A 24,550-nucleotide genomic window follows, 5' to 3' on the forward strand; every position below is an offset into this window, starting at 1 on the left:
TGATCGTTATGCCGTCGTATCGACTAAGTATCGGCTACCGGCTGTTTACGATAGGCAACATGGTCTTCTTGACGTTGTTGGCTTTCACTTGTTTGTTTCCGCTCATTCATGTGTTCGCAGTTTCGCTAAGCTCGGCCCAGGCAGTGTCGGCAGGGGCAGTCAAGCTGTGGCCGGTCGAGTTCAGCTTGGCTTCCTATGAAGCTGCGCTAGCGAAAAAGGAGTTCCTGCAAGCATTCTGGGTAACGCTTCAGCGTACCGCAATCGGCACTTCAGCCAGCATGATTCTTATGACGTTGCTCGCATACCCGTTGTCCAAGGACAGCAGACAGTTTCGGTTCCGTACCGCGTATGCCTGGTATTTCGTCTTTACGATTATTTTCAGCGGAGGGCTTATTCCTTCATACGTAGTCGTCAAGTCAACGGGATTGATCGATTCCATCTGGGCGCTTGTCATCCCGTCGGCGATTATTGTGTTTAATGTGGTGCTGCTACTCAATTTCTTTCGCAACCTTCCGAAGGAGTTGGAGGAGTCGGCCAAGCTGGACGGTGCGAATCATTGGACGATTCTGTGGCGCATCTATGTGCCGGTATCGATGCCTGCACTGGCGACAGTGCTACTGTTCACAGTAATCTGGCATTGGAATAGCTGGTTCGATGGACTCATCTATATGAATCAGCCGAAGCATTATCCGCTCCAGACTTACTTGCAGACGACGATCGTGTCGAAGGATTTGACAGAAATGAGTGCGCAAGAAGCGGAGAAATTTCTCCGCGTGAACAGCCGGACGGGTAGAGCTGCGCAAATCTTTATTGCGGCGCTGCCGATATTGCTTGCTTATCCGTTTTTGCAGCGTTTCTTCATGAAGGGCATCATAATGGGGAGTGTAAAGGAATGACCGATCCCTCTCCCTGCAAGGGGAAAGAAAAGAGGAATTTCATCCGCACCAAAGAAAGCGCCTTCAAATTAATTAAAATTAGAGGAGCGTGAATTAGGATGACAACATGGAAAAGCAGGAGCAAAATATGGGCGATCCAGTGGCTAATCTTATGCTTGATCGTCCCGGTATTTGCCGGAGCGGGGGTTGCGCCGAAGAAAGCAGAGGCCGCAGCCGTAAATTTGTTTGAAAACGGGAGCTTCGAGCTGCTATCGGGAGGCAATCCGGTTGGCTGGGTGAATACGGGGAATGCAAATTTCGGCGTCAGCACGGACGTCAAGCACTCGGGCAGTTCCAGTATCTTCTTCGAATATCCGAACAACGGAGACACGGCAACCTGGAACTATAATTGGCGTTACGGGTCAAATATTCCTATTGATGACAAGGAAGAGTACGAGTTGTCCGTTTGGGTCAAGGCGGATGATCCGACAAAGCCCGGACGTCCTTCCGTGAATTTGGATTACATTGGCGACAATGGTTGGATGACATCGCGAATGATGGCTCTGGATAACGTTACGGGCGATTGGCAGCGTCTTATATTTCGCTTCGAAATCGTTCCGGGCGTAAGACAAGTGGTGCCATACCTTTTCATTACAGGCGGCACAGGCAAGATCTACTTCGACGATGTATCGATTGTTCGATTGTCAGCTTCATCTGCAAACAAGTTTGATAACGGGGGATTCGAGCTGCAGGCGGGGGGAAAGCCGACCGGTTGGGTGAATACGGGGAATGCAAATTTTGGTGTCAGCAGTGACGTCAAACATTCTGGCAGTTCCAGTATTTTCTTCGAATATCCGAACAACGGGGACACGGCAACCTGGAACTATAATTGGCGTTATGGGTCAAGTATTCCTATTGACGACAAGGAAGAGTACGAGTTGTCCGTTTGGGTCAAGGCGGATGATCCGACAAACCCCGGACGGCCTTCGGTGAATTTGGATTACATTGGCGACAATGGTTGGATGACATCACGAATGATGGCTCTGGATAACGTTACGGGCGATTGGCAGAAGCTTGTTTTCCGCTTCGAAATCGTTCCGGGCGTAAGACAGGTGATGCCATACCTTTTCATCACAGGCGGCACAGGCAAGATCTACTTCGACGATGTATCGCTTGTGCAATTAAACGTAGGCAGCGCCCCTGAATCAGTAGAAGGCACGTACAGCGTCTGGACGGCTCCGAGCATCTCGAATGTGAAACGGGATGCCGCCCCGCTTGCTTCAACTGCCGTTAACCTGGAGATGGCAAAGCGCGAATATCAGAGCGGGCAAGTGCTGCTCACAGCTCAGGGCGGATATGTAAACATCACGAATGTCGAAATCTCGGATTTAACCTCAGGCAGCGCGACCATTCCGGCAAGCGAGATCGAGAAGTTTGTGCAGCATTATGTCAAAACCACCAACAGGTCTAATAGCGCCTATGAGCCGGGCTGGTATCCGGATGCCTTAATTCCGTACGCGCCGTATATGACCTTGAATGAATCCATTCAAGTGCAAAGTGGAAATAATCAGGCGATTTGGTTTACCGTCAAAACAGATGAGAACACGCCAGCCGGGCTGTATACGGGAACGATATCGATCACGGCTAACGGTACGACGGAACAGGTGCCGATTACGGTAAGAGTCAGGGATTTTGCGCTTCCGGCGGAAAATCATGCACAAACCGCCTTTGCGGTATGGGGTGACTGGAACCTTAGTTATGGCTATCCTGGACTGGTGGAGAACTCTCCGGAATATTGGCAAATCATGCGGAACTACTATGAGTTTCTATTAAATTATCATGTGACGCCAACCTACTTGCCTATCCCGTGGGATTATGAGCATTATGCAGATTTGGCGGCGCCTTATGTCAATGATCCGCGCGTATCGGCATACAATATTCCTTACACGATAGGCGATTTTGATAAAGGACCAAATAACGAGGACAGCAGAGCGGAGAAGCTTGTCCAAAGCTTAAAGAACAAAGGTCTGATAGGTAAAGCCTATTACTATCTGGGCGGAGAAATTGATGAACCGACGCCAGATAAATACCCTTTGGTAAATCTGCGGAGCCAGCAGATCAAGGCGATTGATCCCAATTTAAGACATGTTGTAACCGTTGGTCTTCATCCGGATCTAAAAAATGATGTGAATACGTTCACACCATTGTTCCGCGAGTTTGACAGCGAAGAGTATTTGCAACAGGTCAAGGATTTTCAAGCGAATGGCGGCAATATGTGGTGGTACGGCTGTGTTACGCCTACGAATCCATACCCGACATACCATATTGACGACGACTTGATCAGTGCGCGGCTCATCCCTTGGATGCAGCGTTCATACGGTATTGAGGGGAATCTGTATTGGTCGGTTAACGTGTATGCTAAATGGACCGGCTTTCAATATATTGCACGCGATATTTGGAACGATCCGATGGCATTCCCGGGAGCCAATGGAGACGGGTTCCTGTTATACCCTGGTTATAAATATGGCTTGAACAGTCCGATTGCGACATTGAGACTGCAAGCGATTCGCGACGGCAACCAAGACTATGAATATTTGTGGCTATTGGAAGAGCGGATTAAGCAAGCGGCGCAGCAGCTTGGGGTAGTCGTATCCGCCAAGGAACTAATCCAGCCATATTATGACCGCTTGTTTACGAATGTGAAAGCATTTACGAAGAGTCCGCAAGACTTGCAGCAGGTAAGAAGTGAAATCGCCGATTACATCGAAGAGTTGGCGATGAATCCGAAGGCGCTAGTCGTATTCAAGGATCAGCCGAAGCAATATTCTAAAAAAGAGGTCATCGTGTACGCCGAGAAGGGGACGACAGTTTCGATTAATGACGTATCCGTTAACGCGGAATCGATTCCCGGCAATAACGTGAGCGACCAGTACCGTTATGTCATGGATGTCAATTTGGGCATGAACGACGTCACCGTAAAGCTGAAGAAAGGCGGCATCGAGCGTACGCTGACGAAACGGGTATGGATCAAATCTCGAGGGCTTGAGCCGATTATGCTGAAAAAGGTCATTCACGATTTCACTTCAGCAAACGGGATTTTGACTGATGATAATGCTCAGATCATCGGAGTTACAAATGATCACGCGACGGGGGGAGGAAAGGCGCTACAGGTTAGATTCCCGGATGGAGTAGCCGGCACGTATCCGTATCCGGGCATCTCAATACCGGTGAAAGAAGATTCGAAGGATTTTTCTTGGGCAAGTACAGTGGAGCTAGACATTTACCGTGCGTCTGGCGATGACGAGAGATGGTTTAACATTCTGTTAAGAGACCCCGATGGAAATATATTATATAACGGGCAGCTTGCAGACCTCCGCCATGGAGACAATCATATATCGTTTGATTTGTCGAAAGTGACAAAAGACATATCCAATGTCAGCTCCGTTCAGATCTGGACATGGCCCTACGCGCTCGGAACGGACATTTATTTCAGCAACCTGTATTTGCAAGGCGTGGATAAAGAGGCGATGAAGCAATACGACCTTCCTTATAGCCAAACAATTCCTTATCTCGATGGCAAATTGAAGGAACAGATTTGGGATACGCGGACGTCGCTAACTAATCGATCGGGTACGACGGATAATCAGGCTGCAGCTTCCTTTACTTACAATGATGAATATTTGTTGGCAGCGGTGTCGGTAAAGGATAAGCAAGTCGTCAATTCCGGCGCGGCAAATCCGTGGGATGACGATTCTGTGGAAATCTATGTGGACGGTACCGGTAAGCAAGGTGCTTATGACGATCATACGGTTCGCTATGTATTCCGCGCGAATGATCCTCAGGTGCATATTTACCGGCAAACGCCAAAAGCGAATGAGCAGGTGAAATATGGCTACGGGGCTACGGAGGAAGGCTACAATATCGAAGTTGCCATTCCATGGCGTTCGCTGGGTATCACGCCGATCGCTGGCAACATCATCGGAGTCACTGCCCATGTGAATGATAAGGATGTCAATGATGCGAACGCTCCAGCCGAAGGCAAGCTGGCGTTGACGGAGAACAGCTCGCAGGATGCCCAGTCCTCGGTAGCTTGGCTGCCCAAAAAATTTGCGAAAGCAAAAGCGACCTATAGGCTTGAAAAGGTTGACAGTGACGCGATGAGTATCGATGGCGTTGTTAATGAAGCAGCCTGGAATATTAACTGGAATATCGGTTATAAAGCCTTTGGCAATTTGCTTGATGCAAGCAGCGGCGGCAGATTGGGATTGCTGTGGAGCCCTGATTATTTGTACGCGGCCTTTGATGTGAAGGATGGATACATCAGATCCACAACAACAAATCCGGTATGGGTGGATTCAAGCGTTGAATTATTCGTGGACAGCAATTTCGTTCAAGGTGCGCGCGATAGCGGCACCCATCAATACACGATCAGGGTAGATGATCCTGTAACCTATTATAACGGTGCTGTGAATGCCGACAAGACGCAAGGAATCATCCAAAAAAGCACGCGGTCGGCGGATGGCTATCAGGTCGAAATGGGGATTCCATGGTCAACGATTGGTATTACCGCCGAAGTGGGCAAAAAGATAGGCGTTACGGCGCACCTTAATTTGGTGGAACCAAGCAATCCGAACGGAGTAGCCCTCAGTTTGGCGGACAATGGCCTTGCCGACGGAGCTAATACGGCTAACTATGTTGCCTTTGAGTTGAGTACGCTGCCGGCAGTGAATAGCTACACGGTAAGCTTCCAAACATACAACGGCACACCGATAGCGAATCAAACTGTCGCAGCCGGAAGCAAGGCGACGCAGCCGGCCGCCCCGACGAAAGCGGGCTATACGTTCCAAGGCTGGTACACAGACGATACGTATACAACCGAATTTAACTTCGATGCTGCGATCACAGGCAACACGACGGCGCATGCGAAGTGGGAAGCGAACCCCCCGGTAAGCTACACGGTGAGCTTCCAAACCTACGGCGGCACATCGATAGCGAATCAAACTGTCGCAGGCGGAAGCAAGGCGACGCAGCCGGCCGCTCCGACGAAAGCTGGTTATACGTTCCAGGGCTGGTACACAGATGATACGTACACAACCGCATTTAACTTCGATGCTGCGATCACGGGCAATGTGACGGCGCATGCGAAGTGGGTTAACGACCCGCCTTACAGCGGGACGGGAAGCGGCCAGCCGCCTTACAGCGGGACGGGAAGCGGCCAGGAAACAGGTTCTCCAACGAGCGAATATGTGGTGAAGGCACGAGATATTGCATCGAAGCAGCCCCAAATTACGTTTGCAGCAGGACAGGAAAAGGCTGTTTTCCCTATGGATCTGCTCAAGCAGTTGCAACAGCGGCATACGCCGCTTACGATTCAACAGGGCAATGCGCAACTGACACTTAGTCCCGAATGGGTGGTTGAATTGCTGAAGTCGGTCGAGGCGGCCGGATCCGATAAGATGACTCTTGAACTGAAAGCGGTGGGGAAAGAGGAAGGACAAAGCTTGGCTGCGCTCACAGCCGGCAGGCAGTACGCCGATATTACATTGCCAGATCAGGTGTGGGAAGTTTTGGTAAAATGGAAGCAAGGCGCGAACGAGCAGGTGGCGAAGCCGTTTAGCACGCCGTTGACGCTTTCTTGGCCAATCTCGGAAAAGCCGGCAAACTACCATCTATATCGTATTGGAGAGAACGGAGATCTTGTCTACTTGAAGGAAGAAGTATCCGACGGCCGATTCAGCGTCCAATTGCTGGAGGCAGGCAAGGTAGCGGGTTTGGTGTTTGTGAAGAAATTCGATGATCTATCCAGGGTTCAATGGGCGAAGGAAGCCATTCGCGAGCTTGCTGCCAGACAGATCCTGAAAGGCGCTACAACGACAACTTTTTCTCCTGATCGTCAGATCACACGCGCTGAGTTCGCGGTAATATTGGCAAGAACGCTGGGGCTTGCGGATCACGGAAGCGGCACATTTGCAGACGTAAGCGCTGATGCTTGGTTCGCAGGCGCAGTCAATGCTGCTGCACAAGCGGGATTGATCATTGGCCAAGGCAACGATCGCTTTGCTCCGAATGCAGCAATTACGCGCGAGGAAATGGCGGTTATGCTGCAGCGGGCAGTGGAATGGCAGACCAAGCAAGCGCTCCAGCCTGCTTTATCGCACAGCTATGCGGATGACGCGCAAATATCTCCGTGGGCAAGAGGAGCAACTCAAGCTTTGGCAGAGTTGGGCATTATGGTTGGACGCAGCAATAACCAGTTTGCGCCGAAAGTGTCTGTTAATCGCGCAGAAGTAGCGCAAGCTGTCTTTAACTTTTTGAAGAAGCAATAATATCGACCAAGGGCTGTTTCTAAACGATCTTTTTGTGCGGAAACAGCCTATAGGATGGCGCGAAACAAGAACGTTATTTGAGGAAGGTGTTACATCATGGCTGACAAGGAATACTCATTCGATCCAATCGTTCCGTTTTTATTTATTAAGAACAAGAAAGAACAAATGATAGAAGCGATGAGAAAGTTGAACCGGGAAGCGGGGTTGCGACGGTTCATTCTCGTTTTCCCGACATGGGACGGGGAGGCAAAAGGGGCAACGATCCTGCAAGCGTTCGAAGCGTTCGGCGATCTTGTTGGCGAAGTCGGGAGCCGCGTGGCCGCTGAAGGCATTGAAGTCGGATGGTGGTGCGCTCCGAGTTTGTCAATCGATCCACTGCTGTTGGAGGGAGAAGTTTCGGCCTCGGCACAAAAAATAGTAGGCATCGACGGTGCAGTATCCAAAGGAGCCTATTGTCCGTTGGACAAACAATTCATGAGCTCGATGGGGACGTACATGCAAACGGTTGTGGAGCGAGGCAGGCCGCCGTATATCTTCTTCGAAGACGATTATGAAATGAGCAATCACGATGTGGTCAGATTCGGCTGCTTCTGTCCGCTCCATATGAAACGCTTTTCCGAGCTTGTCGGTAAAGAGGTTTCGAGGGAAGAGCTGCAGACGTTGTTCCGTTCAGGCGGAGATCAGGCTGTGGCTTATCGGAAAGTATGGGCGAATTTGATGAAGGACTCACTCGTGGAACTGTCAAGCAGCATGCGGAGAGCCGTTGACGAAATCGCGCCTGACACGCGTATGGCACTATGCCAATCCTTCGTTTGCGACATCGACGGCGATTTTACGCAAGATGTGGCCAAAGCGCTCGCAGGAGGGACAAAGCCGCTTGTGCGTCTGTTCGGCAGCGATTATGGCAGCGATCAGGCGGATCATTTTGCTTCGCTCACCTTCCATATGCTGCATGCCAAGATGACGCTGGGCGACGAGTTCGAGCTGATCCATGAATCCGATCCGTTCCCGCATTCGCGGTTCTTTTTCTCGGCGGCCAAGCTGCGCGCTCTGGTGTCTTTAGCATTGTTCTACGGGTTTGACGGCTCCTTGTCCTATGTTACGCAATACACGGACGGACCGCTCGAAGATGAAGGTTACTTCCGGATGGTTGGCCGAAATAGGGCATTTTTTAATGAGTTGATGCGCGTCGTGCAAGGTTTCCGCATAGTAGGTCCGAATGTAATGTACCGGCCTCATGCGCAGGCACACCGACCTGTTGTTGGCAACCACCCCCCTGTGATTGTGACGTCGGCGTGGGCTGCGGTGCTGGGTAAGATGGGGATTCCCTATACAGCCCAAGGCGGTAAAGGTCCGGCTATGGTATGCGGTGAAGATATTCTCGATCTGTCGGACGAGGAGTTGCGCGAATTGCTAGGCTCCGGTGTGTTTCTGGACGGGCTTGCCGCCATGTATGTTTGTCGCAGAGGGTACGGAGATTTGCTTGGCGTCTACGTGACGGAGCTTGATGCTGCGCTGTGCGATACGCTCGTCAGCGAACGGTTGACGAAGCTTGATGAGTGGACGGAGTCCGAAGCCGGGATGCGGATGTATTTTGTTAATTTGGCTATGGCCATTCAGCAATACTCCAGTGTGTTCCACATTTCGCCCAAGCATCCGGAAGTTCGCGTCATGTCTGAGTTATGGAATGACTGCGAAGAAGCGGTCGTTCCAGCCGTCACGCTTTATGAGAACAGTTTGGGCGGCCGGGTTGCGGTGATGGCGTATGATTTACGGCAGAATGCGTCCGCTTCGATCTACAATTACAAGCGCAAGGAACAAATCAGAGGCATTATAGAATGGCTGGGACGGAGCAATTTGCCGGTTTACGCGGCCAAGGATCCGAATGTGTTCGTCAGCGCTCAAGAAAATCCGGAAACCGGCGATAAGCTGATTGCCGTGTACAATTTAAGTCTGGATCCGCTTGAACAAGTAACGCTTGCGATCGATGGGGGCTGGATCAAGCCTTATGCATATCGTTTGCAGGACGACGGTGTTTGGACGTTATTGGATCAAGCCGGTAACGTGCCGTTGAAGGATAAAATTATGTTTAATATCCGGGGAACCTTGGGTACGCTGCAGCCGCTCGTTTTGCGGTTGAGCGATCGAGAGGTGTGGGAATCCCGAAATTTCTAGAAAAACAAATTTTCAGGGAGGCACTCCAAGTGAAAATTACGAAAGTCGAAGCGATTCCGGTTCGTCAGAAGAACGACGTTCAGCTAAACAACGACAGCGCGCAGGATGGGATTATCATTAAAGTTCATACGGATGAAGGCATCGTCGGCTACGGCGAGGTGGACTCGGCCCCATGGGTCGTCAAAGCCATTATCGAGTCCCCTTCCTCCCACCGGATTTGCCGCGGACTTGGCGAGATAATCATCGGAGAAGATCCCTTCGAGATCGAACGGATTTGGGAAAAAATGTACGTCGGCAGCCAGTTTTACGGCAGACGCGGAGTTGTCATTCATGCGATGAGCGGTATCGATATCGCGCTATGGGACATCGTCGGCAAAGCGCTGAACAAGCCGATCTACAAGCTGCTTGGCGGCGCGCAGCGTGGGAAAGTGCGGGCGTATGCAAGCACGCTGATGCCGTATACACCTGAGGAAGCTTACGAAGAAACTAGAAAATGGGTCGAGCAAGGCTATACCGCGATCAAGCTAGGGTGGGGCGGGTTCGAGCAAGGCAACCGAGAAATCATTGAATTGGTCAGAGCGTCCCGCGAGGCAGCCGGATCGAACGTAGACCTGTTGTTCGATCTGGGATTTATTCCATCCGACGATCACCCAATCGATGCTGCTTCTCGCATGCCGCTTATTAAAGAGCTCGAACCTTATAAACCGTATTGGATCGAGGAACCGCTGTTCGCCGACGATTACGACGGCTATCGTAAGCTAGCTGAAACGACGACGACCCGGATTGCCGGCGGGGAGAACGAAACCACACGTTACGGGTTCAGGCAACTGATCGAGCAGGGAGGCGTCGATATCATTCAGCCCGATGTCACCCGTTGTGGAGGTTTAAGCGAAGCGAAGAAAATCGCCCAGCTCGCCCATTCCCATCATATTACATGCGTTCCTCATGCCTGGAGCAGCGGTATCGTCATAGCGGCATCCCTGCACCTGATTACGGCGATTCCGAACGGCAGCCTACTGGAATACTGTGTCGCCGAAACGCCGATTCGCCAGGAAATGCTGCAAAGCGATATCGTCGTTCAGGACGGCTACGCACAAATTACCGATAAGCCGGGTCTTGGAATTGAGATCAATGAAAAAGCGCTTGAAAAATACCGCTGCGATCGATAGACGAATGGGTTATTCGAGAGCCTATGTTAAATATGAAGGTTGAGTGAAAGAAATGGCAAGACAAAGTCAACGAATTTGGGAGTGGACGGGAGTTAACGAAGTGCAAAGCCGCGAAGCCGAACGGGTGGAACTTCGCCCTGGGGAAGTGGAGGTTCGTGTGAAGGCAATCGGCATTTGTGGCACCGACCTGCACATCATGAGTGGCCACGTGCAGTTCGGCAAGCCGCCGATGCCGCTAGGCCATGAACTGGCGGGAGTCGTGGAGCGGGTCGGCCCTGACGTTTATGGATGGCAGCCTGGCGATCGCGTATGCGTTGACCCGCTTGTCGGCTGCGGCATCTGTGAAGCTTGTCGTCACGGGCGCAAGCATCACTGCCCGCGCGGTGTGGAAATTGGGTTGCACCTGCCGGGAGGTTGGCGCCATTACATGAATGTGCCTGCGGCTAACTTGTACCGGCTGCCCGATGTACTCGATTTCGCCGAGGCAACGCAGGCAGAAACGCTGCATTGTTGTGTCGGCGGCGTCGACAAGCTCGATATTGCCGTCGGTGCGCATGCAGCGGTGATCGGCGACGGTCCGACTGGGCTTTTGTTCGTTCAGTTGCTGAAAGCAGCCGGCTGCGGTTACGTAACGTTGCTTGGCCAGCGCGATAAACGGCTACATCTTGGGCGGCAGCTCGGCGCCGACGAAGTTCTGTCGGCTAACGACAACCAAATGCGGCAGTTGGAAGAAACGTACGACATTGTCATCGATGCCGCGGGGACGGAATGCTCGATTGCGTCGGCCTTAACCCTGCTGCGGCGAGGCGGGCAGTTGCTGATGTTCGGCCTGCCCGGCCAACCGGTCGTGATTGATGTACAGGCGCTCGTCATGAAAGAGCTTCGTATGATTGGCTCAACGAATGCTCCATATGTATGGCCGCGAGTGCTCGAGCTGATGGCGTCGGGAGTGGTGCAAGTACGGCCGCTTTTTACGCAAGAGTTTCCGTTCGACCATTTGGATCAAGCTTTGGCACTCGCCCGATCGAAGACAGATGAGGTAATTAAAGTGTTTGTAACCCTATAAGTCGAGAAGCTCGACGGGGGATATCAGGATGAAGCAAATATAGATGAGCTTGGGGAGGGGATACTTATGCGAATTTTGGCAGTAGGAGCGCATCCGGATGATATCGAAATCTTATGCGGCGGAACGTTGGCCAAATATGCGGCGAGAGGCGACCATGTGACGATAATGATCGCTACTAACGGCAATGTCGGCTCCCCGACGCATACCAAAGAGGAAATTACCGCCATTCGCCGGAAAGAAGCGGAGAATGCCGCATCGGTTATCGGAGCCGACTTAATCTGGCTCGGGTTTGACGATGAATTTCTATTTCACGACAGGGATACGCGGATGACATTCATCAATGCCATTCGTCGGGCGAATCCGGATGTGATGTTCGTGCATGGCACGAATGACTACCACCCGGATCACCGTATTTGCGGCGAGATTGCGGCTGATTGCCGTATTCCCGTCACTGTCCGGCTGATCGAAACGGAATATCCTCACTTGGACAAAGTTCCCCATGTATTTATCATGGACAATATCGGCTCGATCGGCTTCGAGCCTGAGTTTTACGTCGACATCACCGACACGTTCGAGACGAAAAGCCGAATGCTGCGCTGCCACGAAAGCCAGGATACATGGCTACAGCATCTTTATGGCATGGATTACGTCGAGTTCATGTCGAAGGCGTCATCCATGCGCGGCATAGCCATTGGCGTGAAATACGCCGAGGCGTTCCGCAGCCTGCCGATGTACCCGGCAAGCGGGGAACCCCATTTGCTGCCGTAGTCTAAATGACTTGTTGGAAATCTGGTTTGGTCAACAGAATTCCCTGCTGAATTTCCAGTTATATCGGTCACTTCTGGCACATTAGAGCATGCCTGGAACGCTCCGCTGCGAACCAATCGGGGGCGTGGCTCGGCCTCCGCCACGATTTTCAACTGATCGGGATACATTTTCGCAAAAGTGCCTTAGACGGATCTTTCCCACGACCTGCGTCTACGAGCACCGCCGTAACCTGCGTTATAACAACGTAAGCCCCCATGTATGTATTCCAAAATAACACTGTTCACAGGTATCATAACGAACGTTATGCATAAATGTCAATACAGTCCTGAATAGCATTTTTCGAAAAATTTTAACCGAATACATACTTGAAAATTTCATTTTTCGGCTTGGTTATCGTTTAAAAATTGACAATTTTCATTGATTGAAGTAATTATATAACAAACGTTATGAAATAGATTGAAAGAAGGAGCTTTACCGATGGTAACTAAAAAAAAAATCGCGGAGTACCTGGGGATATCGCGAACGGCGGTCTCTCTCGTACTGAACAATACGCACAGCAGCACAATTTCAAGCGAAACCCGGAGCAGAATATTGCAGGCGGCCAAAGAACTGGGCTATCGGGAAGTCGAGGGTTCTCCCAAGCTTTGTTATATTCTGTACGATCGGAATGCGGATGACCCGCGTTATATGATTGACTTGCAACTTATCGAGCAAACGGCCAGCCAATCCGGCTACGGGTTGATTTTCATGAATGTCACGAAAGCTCCCGAATCCATTAACAAATTGAAGAAGGCGCTGGCGAGCAAGGAAATCGACGGCTGCATCGTCTCCGGCGACGTTGATGAATATTTAAATTGCGTGCTGAGAAGCTACGAGACTCCTTACGTTCTTTTCGGATTGCCTTTAACTGAGAACTTGGAAGATCTGAGTTACGGAATGTTCGACGACAAGAAGCTGACTTATGATGCCACGCGTTACCTCATCTCACTAGGACATACGCGCATTGCGCTATTTATAGGGAGCCTGGAATATAAAATTCATCAATTGGCCTTGGAAGGCTTCCTAGAAGCGCATGAATCGAGCGGAATCCCGTTCGACCGGTCCCTGATCCAAATCAGCGACGACGAGAACGGGTACGAACTTTGCAGGAGAGCCGAGATGCTGAAGCTCGATTACACGGCCGCGTTCTGCACGAATACCGTCATTCAATTCGGAGTCCTTCAACGATTGCAGAGTACAGGCGTTTCTGTTCCGCAAAAAGTTAGCTTAATCGGTTCGGGATTAACCGAGCTGGTGAAGGTAAGCGTTCCTCAATTAACGACTTATTACGTGGAGGATAGCGAGAAGACTAGGATCGTGACGATGTTGATCGACCTCATCAATCACCACGGTTCGGGAAAAAGAACCTACAGCTTTACGGAATTTTCCCGATATGAGGGCGGAACTGCGTCGGCTAGAAAATCGTAGAAATCCGGAGATACTGGGGCGCAATGCCCGATATCGGGGCAGCTGTGTCGTGCCGACTAATCCATACCCGACCTATCACATTGACGATGATCTGATCAGTGCAAGACTAATACCTTGGATGCAGCATTCTTACAATATTGAGGGGAATTTATATTGGTCGGTTAATATTTATGGAAAATGGACCGGCACCCGTCGCCAACAGCTTTGCACCGGCACTATCCGGTGCCAATTACCTTCACGGCTCCATCAGCGGACCAGCGCCAACGCGTCGATTGCCCCGCAAAATAGAGAAGGATGCCTGCTTCGGAGCAGCGGCATCCTTCTTTGTATTGCTCGGCGTAGCTAGAAGCTTTTCGATCGCTGCGCCGCCGAGGCCGGAGCGCTCCAACGCTTGATGAACAGGCTTGAAGCCAGCTTGGCGCACCACAAAGCGATCGCGACGAACAGAATCCCCCAGACGACGGCAGGCACGAACGTATCCCGGCTTAAATTCGCCGCATCCCCGGCCGAGCCGGCGCTCGTGATCGAGAGCCACAAAATAATGAAAGAGCCGATCACCGACTCCACGAGACAGATGAAAGCGACGATTAGGTAGTAGCCGTTTCGCAGCCATGGCGGTATTCTGTTCAAGCAGAACAGGATCGTCACGATAAGAAATCCGACGCACCAGGTAATTCCATAGCCGTTACGGACGAAAAGCAGCAAGCTCACGGCCGTCAGCGCGGCGATGAGGATCAGTCCCGCCCGTTCCTTGCCGCGCGAATGGAGCAGGAACAGCAGCACCGCGAACAATGAAGCTCCGACGTAACCGGCAAGCGAAATCGGGATCGACTTCCATGGAACGTCGATCATGGAATACGTCACGCCGCTCTGGTCGCTGAACAGTTGGATGGACATGACTTTGCCGGAAAGCGCCAGCGTAACGAGAGCATGGGACAGCTCATGAACGAGCGTGTCGACATTTCGGAAAAACTCCGAAAAAGGAATGAGCCGCGTCAAAAATGCGGCAACAAGCATAAATAGCGCCATTTTTACCCAGGAATTCATCGTTTGCCTCTCTTTCCGCGTGGTGGTATACCATCATTCTACGCAAAAAACGAGCTCCGGTAGCATTCGCCCCCTATTTAATCGAAATGACTTGTCCTTGCGTCATCTCGGCCAGTTCCTGCGGCGTTAGCATGAATACCGCTTTGGGATGGCCGGCAGCAGCCCATAGCGTATCATATTGGAACAGATCCTCGTCGATCAGCGTCCGAATCGGTTCCGCATGTCCGAGCGGGGCGACCCCGCCGATCACAAACCCGGTCCGCTCGCGGACAAAATCGGCGTCGGCTTTGCCGAGCTTATCTTGTACGACCTCGGCAACATGCTTCTCGTTCACGCGATTGACGCCGCTCGCCACGACCAAAAGCGGCTGATCTGACGCCTTTAAGCGGAAAATGATCGATTTGGCGATTTGCGCGACCTCGCAGCCGATCGCATCGGCAGCTTCTTGAGCGGTCCGCGCGCTATCCGGCAGTTCGACGACCTTGCCTGAATGGCCGAGCTTCAATAATGTATTTTGCACCCGTTGTGCGCTTTCCTTAAGCGGTTGGCTCATTATGTTGTTCCTCCTAGAATGTTGCTTTGGATTATCCGTATGACTCGGCGTAATGCATCGTCACATGCAGGGTCGTTGCAGCTTCGGCCAGGTTCGTGTAGCGATGCGGCACGTTACCGGCAAACCGGACGGATTGCCCCTCGTGGAGCGTATAGGTTTCATCCTTGATCTGAATTTGGAACACGCCGGAAACGACCGTAATATACTCGTGCACGCCTTCATTATGCGGAGTAGAATGATAGCTGCCTTCGGGGTCCAGGATAATCGTGTACATTTCGAAACGGGTTTGCGGGTCGAACGGAAACAACAAATACAGTTTGCACCGCCCGTTGTCTTCGGTGACATCGGGAACGTCCTTGCGGGTCACGATGGACACCGAGGTCTCGTCGTCCTTCAGCAGCGCGGAGAAGGAAATATGAAGCCCGGTCGCGATTTTCCAGACCGTTGTCACGGTCGGCTGAATATCCCCGTGTTCGATTTGGTGCAGCATGCCTTTGCTCACTTTCGTAAGCTGCGCTGCCTTATCCAGACTCAGTCCTTTTTGTTTCCTGATTTTTTGCAAATTATGCCCGATGCGGATATGGATAAGGTCCATAGGAAGGGATATCGCCTCCTGTTCAGTTGTCTTCGTTCAGTATACTATACAAATATTACACCATACAATACAAAACGGTTCGGTTGCCGATCATCGGCGGTTCAAGGGGAGTTCGTCCGTTATTGCTTGTCATGCTCGTCACTCTTGTCTGCATAAATGTCCAAGTCCCCACATAGACATGTATCAGTTTGATAAATTGTGCAGAGGGGATGATGACATGCGTCGGATCACATGGATAATCGCCATCGTGATGTGCGTAACTGTATTTCTTGCCGCGTGCGGGAAAAAAGATGCAGAGTCTGTAGTTAAGGATTTGGATCATGTGGTCAGCAAAATGGCGAGTTATCAAGGAGCGGGCAAAATGACGCTGTATACCGGGCAGCAGCCGCAGGAGTATCAGGTTGAGGTATCGTACCAGCAGCCGCACTACTATCGGATTGCGCTCACCAATGCGAAAAAGGACATTACGCAAATCGTGCTCCGCAACGACGAAGGCGTATTCGTTCTGACGCCGCATTTAAATAAAAGCTTCCGCTTCCAGAGCAACTGGCCGGAAAATCAAGGACAGGTGTATTTGTATCAGACGCTTGTGCAAAGCATCATCTCCGACAATTCCCGGCAATTCACCACCGACAAAGACGCTTACGTCTTCGACGTAGTCGCCAATTATCAGAGCGGGTCGCTCGCCCGCCAAAAAATTTGGCTGAACAAATCCAATTATGCGCCGATCCAGGTCGCCGTTTCCGATCCGAACGACAAAGTGATGGTCGAAGTCAAATTCGACAAGTTCGAGTTCGATAAAGCGTTTGACAAAGATTCCTTCGATATGCAGCGCAACATGACGAGCTTGAAGGACGGCAACGTGCCTACGATGGCCGGTACGGATGAAGGACAGCAAACAGGTTCCGATAAGCCGATGGACAGCATGGACGTCGCTTTGCTGGAACCGGCGTATATGCCGGAAGGCGTAACGAGCAAAGCTCCAAGCGATATCGAGCTAGGCGACAAGAAGGGCATCATGATCCGTTACGAAGGCACGTACAATTATACGTTGTTCGAATCGCGGGCATTGGATCGCGCCGTCTCCTTCATGGAAAGCAGGGCCGTTAATCTAGGGTTTACGATCGGAGCTATGACAGGCGACGAGAAGAAGACGTTGACTTGGACGAATGACGGAGTTGAGTTCCGCTTATCGAGCGATGATTTACCTGAGGAAGAGATGGTAAAAATTGCGCAGTCGATGCCGGATCAACCGGAGAAATAAGCGAAATCCCGAGCTCTCGGGAGCTTGCGGCTAAAAACCGCCAAGGCTTGTCCCGACTGGGACGAATGGTCGCGGAATGTTCATTGACAGCATGGGAAGAACCGATTAACATAGGTTTATTGGTTTACAGATGAGGAGAAGGTGAACAACCGTGGATTCGTATTACCGGCCGACGCGGGCGGAAATATCGCTAGATGCCCTGCGTCATAATATAGAAGCTTTTCGCAGTGCGATTCCGCAGTCGTTGAAGCTGATGGCTTCCGTAAAAGCGAATGCGTACGGACACGGAGCCGTTGAGACGGCGCGGGAAGCGGTGCAATGCGGTGCTGATTATTTGGGCGTTGCATTTCTGGACGAAGCGGTACAGCTGCGGCGTGCGGGAATTACGGCGCCCATTCTTGTGCTCGGTTATACGCCGCCGGAAGGCATCCCGCTCGCGGCGGAGCTGGGCATTACGCTGACCGTATTCAGCGATGATCTGCTGCAGGCACTCTCGGAGCTGCCGGCCGAAACGCCGAAGGTGAAGGTTCACGTGAAGATCGATTCCGGCATGGGACGTCTCGGGCTCTTTCCTGAGCGAGAGGAGACGGTGCATTTTATCGAACGGCTGCATCGTTTGCCTGCGGTCCATGTCGAGGGCATGTTTACGCATTATTCTTGCGCCGATGAGCGGGACAAGTGCTATACCCTAGAGCAGCATCGCCGATTCGCTACCATCGTGAATACGTTGCGAGCCAGCGATATCGAAATCCCGCTCATTCATGCGGGCAATACGGCAACCGGCATCGATACGCCGGAGTTGTCCTATTCGATGGTGCGGATTGGCATTGGCATGTACGGGCTTTATCCGTCCGAGGAAGTGAACAAGCAGCGGGTCGATCTGGAGCCTGTGATGAGCTTGAAAACAGCGATCGTCTGGACCAAAACCGCAGCTCCCCGATCGGGAATCAGCTATGGGGCCAAATATGTTACGCAGCGCGAGGAGCGGATCGGAACGCTGCCGGTCGGATATGCCGACGGGTACACCCGGATGCTGTCCGGACGCGCGGAAGCGTTGGTACGCGGACAACGTACGCCCGTTCTCGGCAATATATGCATGGATCAATGCATGATTTCGCTCGAGGACATTCCCGGAGCGCAGGTTGAGGCCGGTGAAGAGGTCGTACTGATCGGGAAGCAGGGCAATGACCGGATCACCGCGGATGAACTGGCGGTAAAGCTCGACACGATCAATTATGAGATCACGTGTATGATCGCCAGTCGCGTACCGCGCGTATATACTCGAAACGGCGTGCCGGTAGGCACCGTGAATCCGCTTCTCGGGTAATGCGAGGCGACTTATTTTGCACTCGGTCCGCTGCACTTCTTGGCGACAATTACCAGCGTGTTTTTCGCTTGGCTATAGAGGAATTTATTCGCTGAGCGCGAAATAGTAGAGTGCGGATTTGATACGATCGAATGCAACATACTTGATATACGATACGCATATATTTACTTTTGTATAAATTTACTTCTTGTTCGACATAATGGTACTAAGGGTTTTGGAAATGTTTTGGGGGTGCGAGATCGGTGGCCAATATGAATAACACGAAAAGGATCATGATTAGTTTGCCGGATTATTTGCTCGAGGAAGTGGACGGCATCGTCGAGAAAGAAAACTCGAACCGCAGCGAATTTATTCGGCAGGCGATGAAGCTGTACCTAATGGAGCGAAAAAAACGGCATATTCGTGAATCGATGCAGCGCGGCTATTTGGAAATGGCCAAAATCAACCTCAATATGGCTTCGGAGGCATTCTTTGCGGAGGAAGAGGCGGATAGCACTCTTGACCGCTTAGTAAGCGGGGTGTAAACAGTGATCGTAAAACGCGGTGACGTTTTTTTTGCCGATCTTTCGCCGGTAGTCGGTTCGGAGCAAGGTGGGGTTCGGCCCGTTCTGGTTATCCAAAACGATATCGGCAACCGCTTCAGTCCTACGGTAATCGTGGCGGCGATTACGGCGCAGATCCAGAAGGCGAAGCTGCCGACTCATGTGGAAATCGAAGCGGCAACGCATGGCTTCGACCGGGATTCCGTTATTTTGCTTGAGCAAATCCGGACGATCGACAAGCAGCGGCTAACCGACAAAATTACGCATCTGGACGAAGAAACGATGCGCAAGGTCGACGACTCGCTGCAAATCAGCGTCGGATTAATCGAGTTCTAATTCAATACAGAGCAGTAGGAACAAGCGGGGGAGAAGTCCCTCGTTTTTTTTGTTGCCGGGAATTTATATGTTTCGGGGTTACCGCGAGGTACCGGCATCCGGTTCGAAGCTTGGCCCGGCTTTGTGGGGCTTATGGATTTCACAGATCGGCCCCAATCGGTTAAACTTAAATGTAGGGTTTGAAAGGGCAAGCAAGAACGAGCCGGAGGTTGCTTCGGCATCCATGTCGTAAAGGAAGGTGCATGATTCGATGGAACAGTTGGAGCAGAAGTCGGAGCAACGGACCGAGGAAATGAAGGCACAAGAGCAGGAGCGGATTGTCAAGCAAATATCGGCGGAGCTGAATTTACAGCTGCGCCAAGTGCGCACGACGGTGTCGTTGCTGGATGAAGGCAATACGATTCCGTTTATCGCCCGTTACCGCAAAGAAATGACCGGCGAGTTGGATGAGAATCAGTTACGGGCGATCGAGGAGCGGCTGCAATATGTACGCAACCTGGAGGAGCGCAAGCGCGAGGTCGTGCGCTTGATCGACGAGCAAGGCAAGCTGACGGACGAGCTGCGTACGGCGATTGAACGGTCGGCGAAGCTGCAAGAGGTCGAAGACCTGTATCGCCCGTACCGGCAGAAGCGCAAGACGCGGGCGAGCGTCGCCAAGGAGCGCGGGCTCGAGCCGCTTGCGCTATGGATTCTAGCGCAGCCGCGAAGCGGGTCGCTGGACGCCGAGGCATCGAAATATGTCGACGAGGGCAAAGGCGTTGCAACTGCGGAGGATGCGATCCAGGGCGCGATGGACATCATCGCCGAAACGATCGCCGACGATGCCAAGGTGCGAGCCTGGGTGCGCCGTTATTCGCAGGATCATGGCATCGTCGTTACCGAAGCGAAGGATAAGGACGCAGAGTCCGTGTACGAGATGTATTATGCCTACCAGGAGCCGGTTCGTAAGCTGCCTCCGCACCGTACGCTGGCCATTAACCGCGGTGAGCGCGAGGAGATCCTCAAGGTGTCGCTCGACGTGTCTTCGGACAAAATCCACGAGTATATCGCCAAGCAGTACATTAAGGGCGACTCGGTCGTTCGGAGTACGCTCTTGGCTGTTATTGAGGATGCCTACAAAAGGCTGATCGCGCCGTCGATCGAACGCGAAGTGCGCGGCGAGCTGACCGAGAAGGCGGAGGAGCATGCGATCAAGATTTTTGCCGAAAACTTACGGAACCTGCTGCTTCAGCCTCCGATGAAAGGGAAAACGGTGCTTGGCGTCGATCCCGCGTACCGGACGGGCTGCAAGCTGGCCGTCGTCGACGATACCGGCAAAGTGCTGGATATCGCCGTGACGTATCCGACGCCGCCGAACAACAAGGTCGCGGAGGCCGAAGCGAAAATCTCCGAGCTCATTCGCCGTCACAACGTGGATCTTATCGTCATCGGCAACGGAACGGCTTCGCGCGAGACGGAGCAATTCATTGCCGAGCTGATCGGCAAGCTGAAACGTCCGGAGCTGAAATATATGATCGTAAGCGAAGCGGGCGCCAGCGTATATTCGGCCTCCAAGCTTGCGCAGGAGGAGTTCCCGGATCTTGACGTGGCGGAGCGCAGCGCCGTATCGATCGCCCGCAGGCTGCAGGATCCGCTGGCCGAGCTGGTCAAGATCGATCCGAAGTCGATCGGCGTCGGACAATACCAGCATGACGTCGTGCAGAAACGGCTGGAAGAAAGCCTCGGCGCCGTCGTAGAGTCGGCCGTTAACCATGTCGGCGTCGATCTGAACACGGCTTCGCCGTCGCTGCTGTCGTACGTAGCCGGCGTGAACGCGACCATCGCCAAGAACATTGTGAAATACCGCGAGGAAAACGGCAAATTCGACAGCCGCCAGCAATTGCAGAAGGTACCGCGTCTTGGCGCAAAGACGTTCGAGCAATGCGTCGGTTTCATGCGTATTCCAGGAGGCAACCAGCCGCTCGACAATACGCCGATTCATCCCGAGTCGTACAAGGTCGTCGACCGACTGTTCAAGGAGCTGCGGCTCGAGCTCGCTCAGCTCGGCTCCAAAGAGCTGAAGGAGAAGCTCGCCGGCGTGGAACCGGAGGCGCTGGCAACGAAGCTGGATGTCGGCGTGCCGACGCTGCGCGACATCCTCGACAGCCTTCAGCGGCCGGGGCGCGATCCGCGCGAGGAGCTGCCGCCGCCGATTTTCCGCACCGACGTGCTGAAAATCGAGGATTTGACGCCCGGCATGGAGCTGACCGGCACGGTACGCAACGTGATCGACTTCGGCGCATTCGTCGATATCGGAATCAAAAACGACGGCCTCGTTCACATTTCGCAATTGGCCGACAAGTTCGTCAAACACCCGATGGACGTCGTATCGATCGGCGATACCGTTACCGTCTGGGTGTTGAACGTGGACTTGAAGAAAGGCCGCGTTGGCTTAACGATGCGGAAGCCGGGCTGACCGGATCGGAAATCAAAAACGAGCGATACGTTCATCCTTCGGATGAGACGGCATCGCTCGTTGTTTTTTTTGTTTATCATCTATGGATGGGTAGCGCTTTTATGATCGGAATCGGACACTTTCGTTCGGTAAAAAAACCAGCAATCGTTCAGCAGCTTGATTTGCCGGCGGTCTTTTTTGCGGTATGCCCGCATTAACTGATTGCAAAGCCACTGCGGCATCGGTACCATCCCTTTCCTTATGCGAGTAATACAGCATATGGGAATGGGCGAATGTCCGTGCACGTCCGTTATAGCCGTTTAAGCATATTCCTCGTCGTACCATTGCTCCAGTTGGGCTTGCAAAGCGCGAATTTCCGTCAATAGGGCGACCAGCGGGTAAGCTTTTTCCTCGATGGATGCAAAGGACTGCTCCAGATGATTAATATAATCTAGTCCGTTCGAAGTGTTATAGGTCGGGTCCATAAAATCCAGATTATCGCATTCCGCAACGACAGCAGGCAAATTCGGCACGTTCGCGGCGGTCAGTTTGTCCAGCTCTTTATGCAAGCGGACGTTGAGCGCGCTCAACTGGTAAGCGTGCGTTGCCGGCATTTCCACGAATTGCAGCTGATCGTTTTGCTTCAAAATCACATATCTCATGTTCGGCATGAATAGGCTCCCCTCATGTCTGGCTCTTTAGTACATTGCTACTTGACAGTGTAACGTAATCGTCGGTTAAAATTCAAGTAGCATAAGCGAGGGACAAGGGGGGAGAAACATTGACGGACGAGCAGCTTCAAGCATGGGTAGAGCGGATATCGCTGCAATGGTTCGGCCTGCCTTTCAAGCATAAAGCAACTTTCAACAGGCGGCTCCGGTCAACGGGAGGCCGGTATTTTACCCACTCGCACAATATCGAAATCAGTCCGCAGCAGCTGGAAACATTCGGGCTTGCCGATGTCGAAAGCATCATCAAACATGAGCTGTGCCATTATCATTTGCATTTGCTGAAGAAAGGATACAAGCATCGCGACGCCGATTTCAAGAACTTGCTGGTGCAGGTGGGCGGCACTCGTTATTGCCGCAATTTGCCTACGGCCGGGCGCAAGGAACCGTATCGATATAAGCTTGAATGCGTGGACTGCCATACGACGTATTTGCGCAAAAGAAAGATGAATGTCCGCAAATATGCGTGCGGCAAATGCCGCGGAAAATTAAAGCTAACCTTGCTTGACACGAGCGTTGAATCATGATAAATTATTACTTGTCACTTTGAATATTCCCTGATAGCTCAGTTGGTAGAGCACTCGGCTGTTAACCGAGTTGTCACAGGTTCGAGTCCTGTTCGGGGAGCCACTTTGGAGAGGTACCCAAGAGGCCGAAGGGGGCGCTTTGCTAAAGCGTTAGGGTGTAACAGCCGCGAGGGTTCGAATCCCTCTCTCTCCGCCATAGTGTTAATCAAGCAAGGCCGCTGCGTCTGGGGTGGCTTTTTTTGTTGCCAAGTTCGGAATCCCTGGAATGTATGGCAATACAGAATGCTTCTAGTACTTCGAAAATACTTCAAAAAAAATGCTTGCCAACATGAGTGATATGCGTTATAATCACTTTTGTCGTCAAAAAACGACACGAAAGAAATGAACAACATGGCCCGTTGGTCAAGGGGTTAAGACACCTCCCTTTCACGGAGGTAACAGGGGTTCGAATCCCCTACGGGTCACCATTGAATTTATTAAACAGTAAGAGCCATTAGCTCAGTTGGTAGAGCACCTGACTTTTAATCAGGGTGTCGAAGGTTCGAGTCCTTCATGGCTCACCATTTGCTTCTTCCTCGGAAGCAATGTATAATAAGAAAGCATCGATATGCGGTCGTGGTGGAACGGCAGACACACCATCTTGAGGGGGTGGCGCCCAAAAGGCGTGAGGGTTCAAATCCCTCCGACCGCACCATAATATTTAAAGCGTAAAGTCTTGATAATCAAGGCTTTTTTTGTTGTTTGGATTTTATTTCTATTAGCGAGACAAATTTGTTTTTAGGTAATTGGGGACGAATTGGGGACGGTTTGTTTTTTCTGGGGTCATTTAATCGGACTTTATACAAGTCAAAGGACATATGGAAAGTAGGATGAAGGAAAGCCTTGCGTCCAGTTTTTCTTATCAGGAATGAGTAGTTATATATGGAAACGGGCATTACTAATCCAACCTATGCTCAAGTTATTGTAGCAGAAGCTACATATGCTGTAATAAGTTTAAACAGAAGTTTCCAATGAAAAAACCATTCCAACATCGACGAATCTCTAAGAATTTAGAATATGGAATAAACTGCTATTGCATTGATCCGATAAACTGTGATAAATTATAAATCTGGCCGCGAGATACAAGCGGTTGGGACGAAAACAAGAATGAATGATTGTTCTTTGAAAACTGAACAACGAGCGAATAAGCCAAACGGAACCCTAAAAAGTGACGATGAGCTGCGAAGCTTAATCCGATTACTTTTCGGGGACCCCGAAACAGCAATAAACAATGAGCACAATCAGCTTTTCTTTAATGGAGAGTTTGATCCTGGCTCAGGACGAACGCTGGCGGCGTGCCTAATACATGCAA

Annotated in this window: 18 protein-coding genes, 5 tRNA genes and 1 rRNA gene; 19 read left to right on the forward strand and 5 right to left on the reverse strand. The window is 51.6% G+C overall.

The window, feature by feature from the left end; all coding sequences use genetic code 11:
* Positions 1-8: 8 nt before the first annotated feature.
* The 7 genes from AC0LWM_RS28535 (at position 9) to AC0LWM_RS28565 (ending at position 13,846) form a co-directional block, all read left to right on the forward strand.
* Entirely contained in the window at positions 9-896 is an 888-nt protein-coding gene (locus AC0LWM_RS28535) for a carbohydrate ABC transporter permease (protein ID WP_474678431.1), read from the forward strand.
* Between the two features lie 98 nt (positions 897-994).
* On the forward strand, positions 995-7,201 hold the full coding sequence (locus tag AC0LWM_RS28540) for a sugar-binding protein (protein WP_474678432.1): 6,207 nt from the start codon (positions 995-997) through the stop codon (positions 7,199-7,201).
* A 96-nt stretch (positions 7,202-7,297) separates the two neighbouring features.
* The gene (locus AC0LWM_RS28545; RefSeq protein WP_474678433.1) at positions 7,298-9,376 is read left to right on the forward strand and encodes a hypothetical protein; all 2,079 of its coding nucleotides are present in this window, start codon (positions 7,298-7,300) and stop codon (positions 9,374-9,376) included.
* Positions 9,377-9,405: 29 nt separating this feature from the next.
* The gene (locus AC0LWM_RS28550; protein WP_474678434.1) at positions 9,406-10,545 is read left to right on the forward strand and encodes a mandelate racemase/muconate lactonizing enzyme family protein; all 1,140 of its coding nucleotides are present in this window, start codon (positions 9,406-9,408) and stop codon (positions 10,543-10,545) included.
* Positions 10,546-10,597: 52 nt separating this feature from the next.
* Positions 10,598-11,611, forward strand: coding sequence for a zinc-dependent alcohol dehydrogenase (locus tag AC0LWM_RS28555; protein ID WP_474678435.1), 1,014 nt, complete (start codon positions 10,598-10,600; stop codon positions 11,609-11,611).
* A gap of 66 nt (positions 11,612-11,677) precedes the next feature.
* On the forward strand, positions 11,678-12,379 hold the full coding sequence (locus tag AC0LWM_RS28560) for a PIG-L deacetylase family protein (RefSeq protein ID WP_474678436.1): 702 nt from the start codon (positions 11,678-11,680) through the stop codon (positions 12,377-12,379).
* A gap of 477 nt (positions 12,380-12,856) precedes the next feature.
* Complete coding sequence (locus AC0LWM_RS28565) at positions 12,857-13,846, forward strand: LacI family DNA-binding transcriptional regulator (protein WP_474678437.1); 990 nt, start codon at positions 12,857-12,859, stop codon at positions 13,844-13,846.
* Positions 13,847-14,188: 342 nt separating this feature from the next.
* Here AC0LWM_RS28565 and AC0LWM_RS28570 read toward each other — a convergent pair whose 3' ends face one another.
* From AC0LWM_RS28570 to AC0LWM_RS28580, 3 genes are all read right to left on the reverse strand, one after another.
* Positions 14,189-14,893 carry a M50 family metallopeptidase gene (locus tag AC0LWM_RS28570; RefSeq protein WP_474678438.1) on the reverse strand — a complete coding sequence of 235 codons (705 nt, stop codon included), beginning with the start codon at positions 14,891-14,893 and terminating at the stop codon, positions 14,189-14,191.
* Positions 14,894-14,966: 73 nt separating this feature from the next.
* Complete coding sequence (locus tag AC0LWM_RS28575) at positions 14,967-15,446, reverse strand: YbaK/EbsC family protein (protein ID WP_474678439.1); 480 nt, start codon at positions 15,444-15,446, stop codon at positions 14,967-14,969.
* A 31-nt stretch (positions 15,447-15,477) separates the two neighbouring features.
* Positions 15,478-16,041 (reverse strand): helix-turn-helix domain-containing protein, encoded by a 564-nt coding sequence (locus tag AC0LWM_RS28580; RefSeq protein WP_474678440.1) that lies wholly within the window; start codon positions 16,039-16,041, stop codon positions 15,478-15,480.
* 217 nt (positions 16,042-16,258) lie between these two features.
* Between AC0LWM_RS28580 and AC0LWM_RS28585 the strand changes: the two genes are divergently transcribed.
* The 5 genes from AC0LWM_RS28585 to AC0LWM_RS28605 all read left to right on the forward strand — a co-directional run bounded on the left by AC0LWM_RS28585 (position 16,259) and on the right by AC0LWM_RS28605 (position 21,965).
* On the forward strand, positions 16,259-17,305 hold the full coding sequence (locus AC0LWM_RS28585) for an outer membrane lipoprotein-sorting protein (RefSeq protein WP_474678441.1): 1,047 nt from the start codon (positions 16,259-16,261) through the stop codon (positions 17,303-17,305).
* Positions 17,306-17,456: 151 nt separating this feature from the next.
* Positions 17,457-18,632 carry an alanine racemase gene (alr, locus tag AC0LWM_RS28590; RefSeq protein WP_474678442.1) on the forward strand — a complete coding sequence of 392 codons (1,176 nt, stop codon included), beginning with the start codon at positions 17,457-17,459 and terminating at the stop codon, positions 18,630-18,632.
* Between the two features lie 242 nt (positions 18,633-18,874).
* Positions 18,875-19,156, forward strand: a complete 282-nt coding sequence (locus tag AC0LWM_RS28595; protein ID WP_474678443.1) for a CopG family ribbon-helix-helix protein — start codon at positions 18,875-18,877, stop codon at positions 19,154-19,156.
* Positions 19,157-19,159: 3 nt separating this feature from the next.
* The gene (locus AC0LWM_RS28600) at positions 19,160-19,510 is read left to right on the forward strand and encodes a type II toxin-antitoxin system PemK/MazF family toxin (RefSeq protein ID WP_474678444.1); all 351 of its coding nucleotides are present in this window, start codon (positions 19,160-19,162) and stop codon (positions 19,508-19,510) included.
* 250 nt (positions 19,511-19,760) lie between these two features.
* Positions 19,761-21,965, forward strand: coding sequence for a Tex family protein (locus AC0LWM_RS28605; RefSeq protein WP_474678445.1), 2,205 nt, complete (start codon positions 19,761-19,763; stop codon positions 21,963-21,965).
* An 80-nt stretch (positions 21,966-22,045) separates the two neighbouring features.
* On the opposite strand, the gene cmpA is transcribed toward AC0LWM_RS28605, so the two are convergent.
* Both cmpA and AC0LWM_RS28615 read right to left on the reverse strand, forming a co-directional pair.
* A complete protein-coding gene (gene cmpA, locus AC0LWM_RS28610) occupies positions 22,046-22,186 on the reverse strand; it encodes a cortex morphogenetic protein CmpA (protein WP_474678446.1) in 141 nt (46 codons plus the stop codon).
* A 78-nt stretch (positions 22,187-22,264) separates the two neighbouring features.
* A complete protein-coding gene (locus AC0LWM_RS28615; protein WP_474678447.1) occupies positions 22,265-22,615 on the reverse strand; it encodes a hydrolase/acyltransferase in 351 nt (116 codons plus the stop codon).
* A gap of 110 nt (positions 22,616-22,725) precedes the next feature.
* Here AC0LWM_RS28615 and AC0LWM_RS28620 point away from each other — a divergent pair, with 110 nt between their 5' ends.
* The 7 genes from AC0LWM_RS28620 to AC0LWM_RS28650 all read left to right on the forward strand — a co-directional run.
* Complete coding sequence (locus tag AC0LWM_RS28620) at positions 22,726-23,199, forward strand: SprT family protein (protein ID WP_474678448.1); 474 nt, start codon at positions 22,726-22,728, stop codon at positions 23,197-23,199.
* A 27-nt stretch (positions 23,200-23,226) separates the two neighbouring features.
* Positions 23,227-23,302 (forward strand) — tRNA-Asn (locus tag AC0LWM_RS28625).
* A 4-nt stretch (positions 23,303-23,306) separates the two neighbouring features.
* Positions 23,307-23,395 (forward strand) — tRNA-Ser (locus AC0LWM_RS28630).
* A 196-nt stretch (positions 23,396-23,591) separates the two neighbouring features.
* Positions 23,592-23,666 (forward strand) — tRNA-Glu (locus tag AC0LWM_RS28635).
* A 20-nt stretch (positions 23,667-23,686) separates the two neighbouring features.
* A tRNA-Lys gene (locus AC0LWM_RS28640) sits at positions 23,687-23,762 on the forward strand.
* A gap of 46 nt (positions 23,763-23,808) precedes the next feature.
* Positions 23,809-23,893, forward strand: a tRNA-Leu gene (locus AC0LWM_RS28645).
* 597 nt (positions 23,894-24,490) lie between these two features.
* A 16S ribosomal RNA gene (locus tag AC0LWM_RS28650) occupies positions 24,491-24,550 on the forward strand; the annotation flags it as partial.

Source organism: Paenibacillus sp. sgz302148 (genome assembly GCF_056120465.1).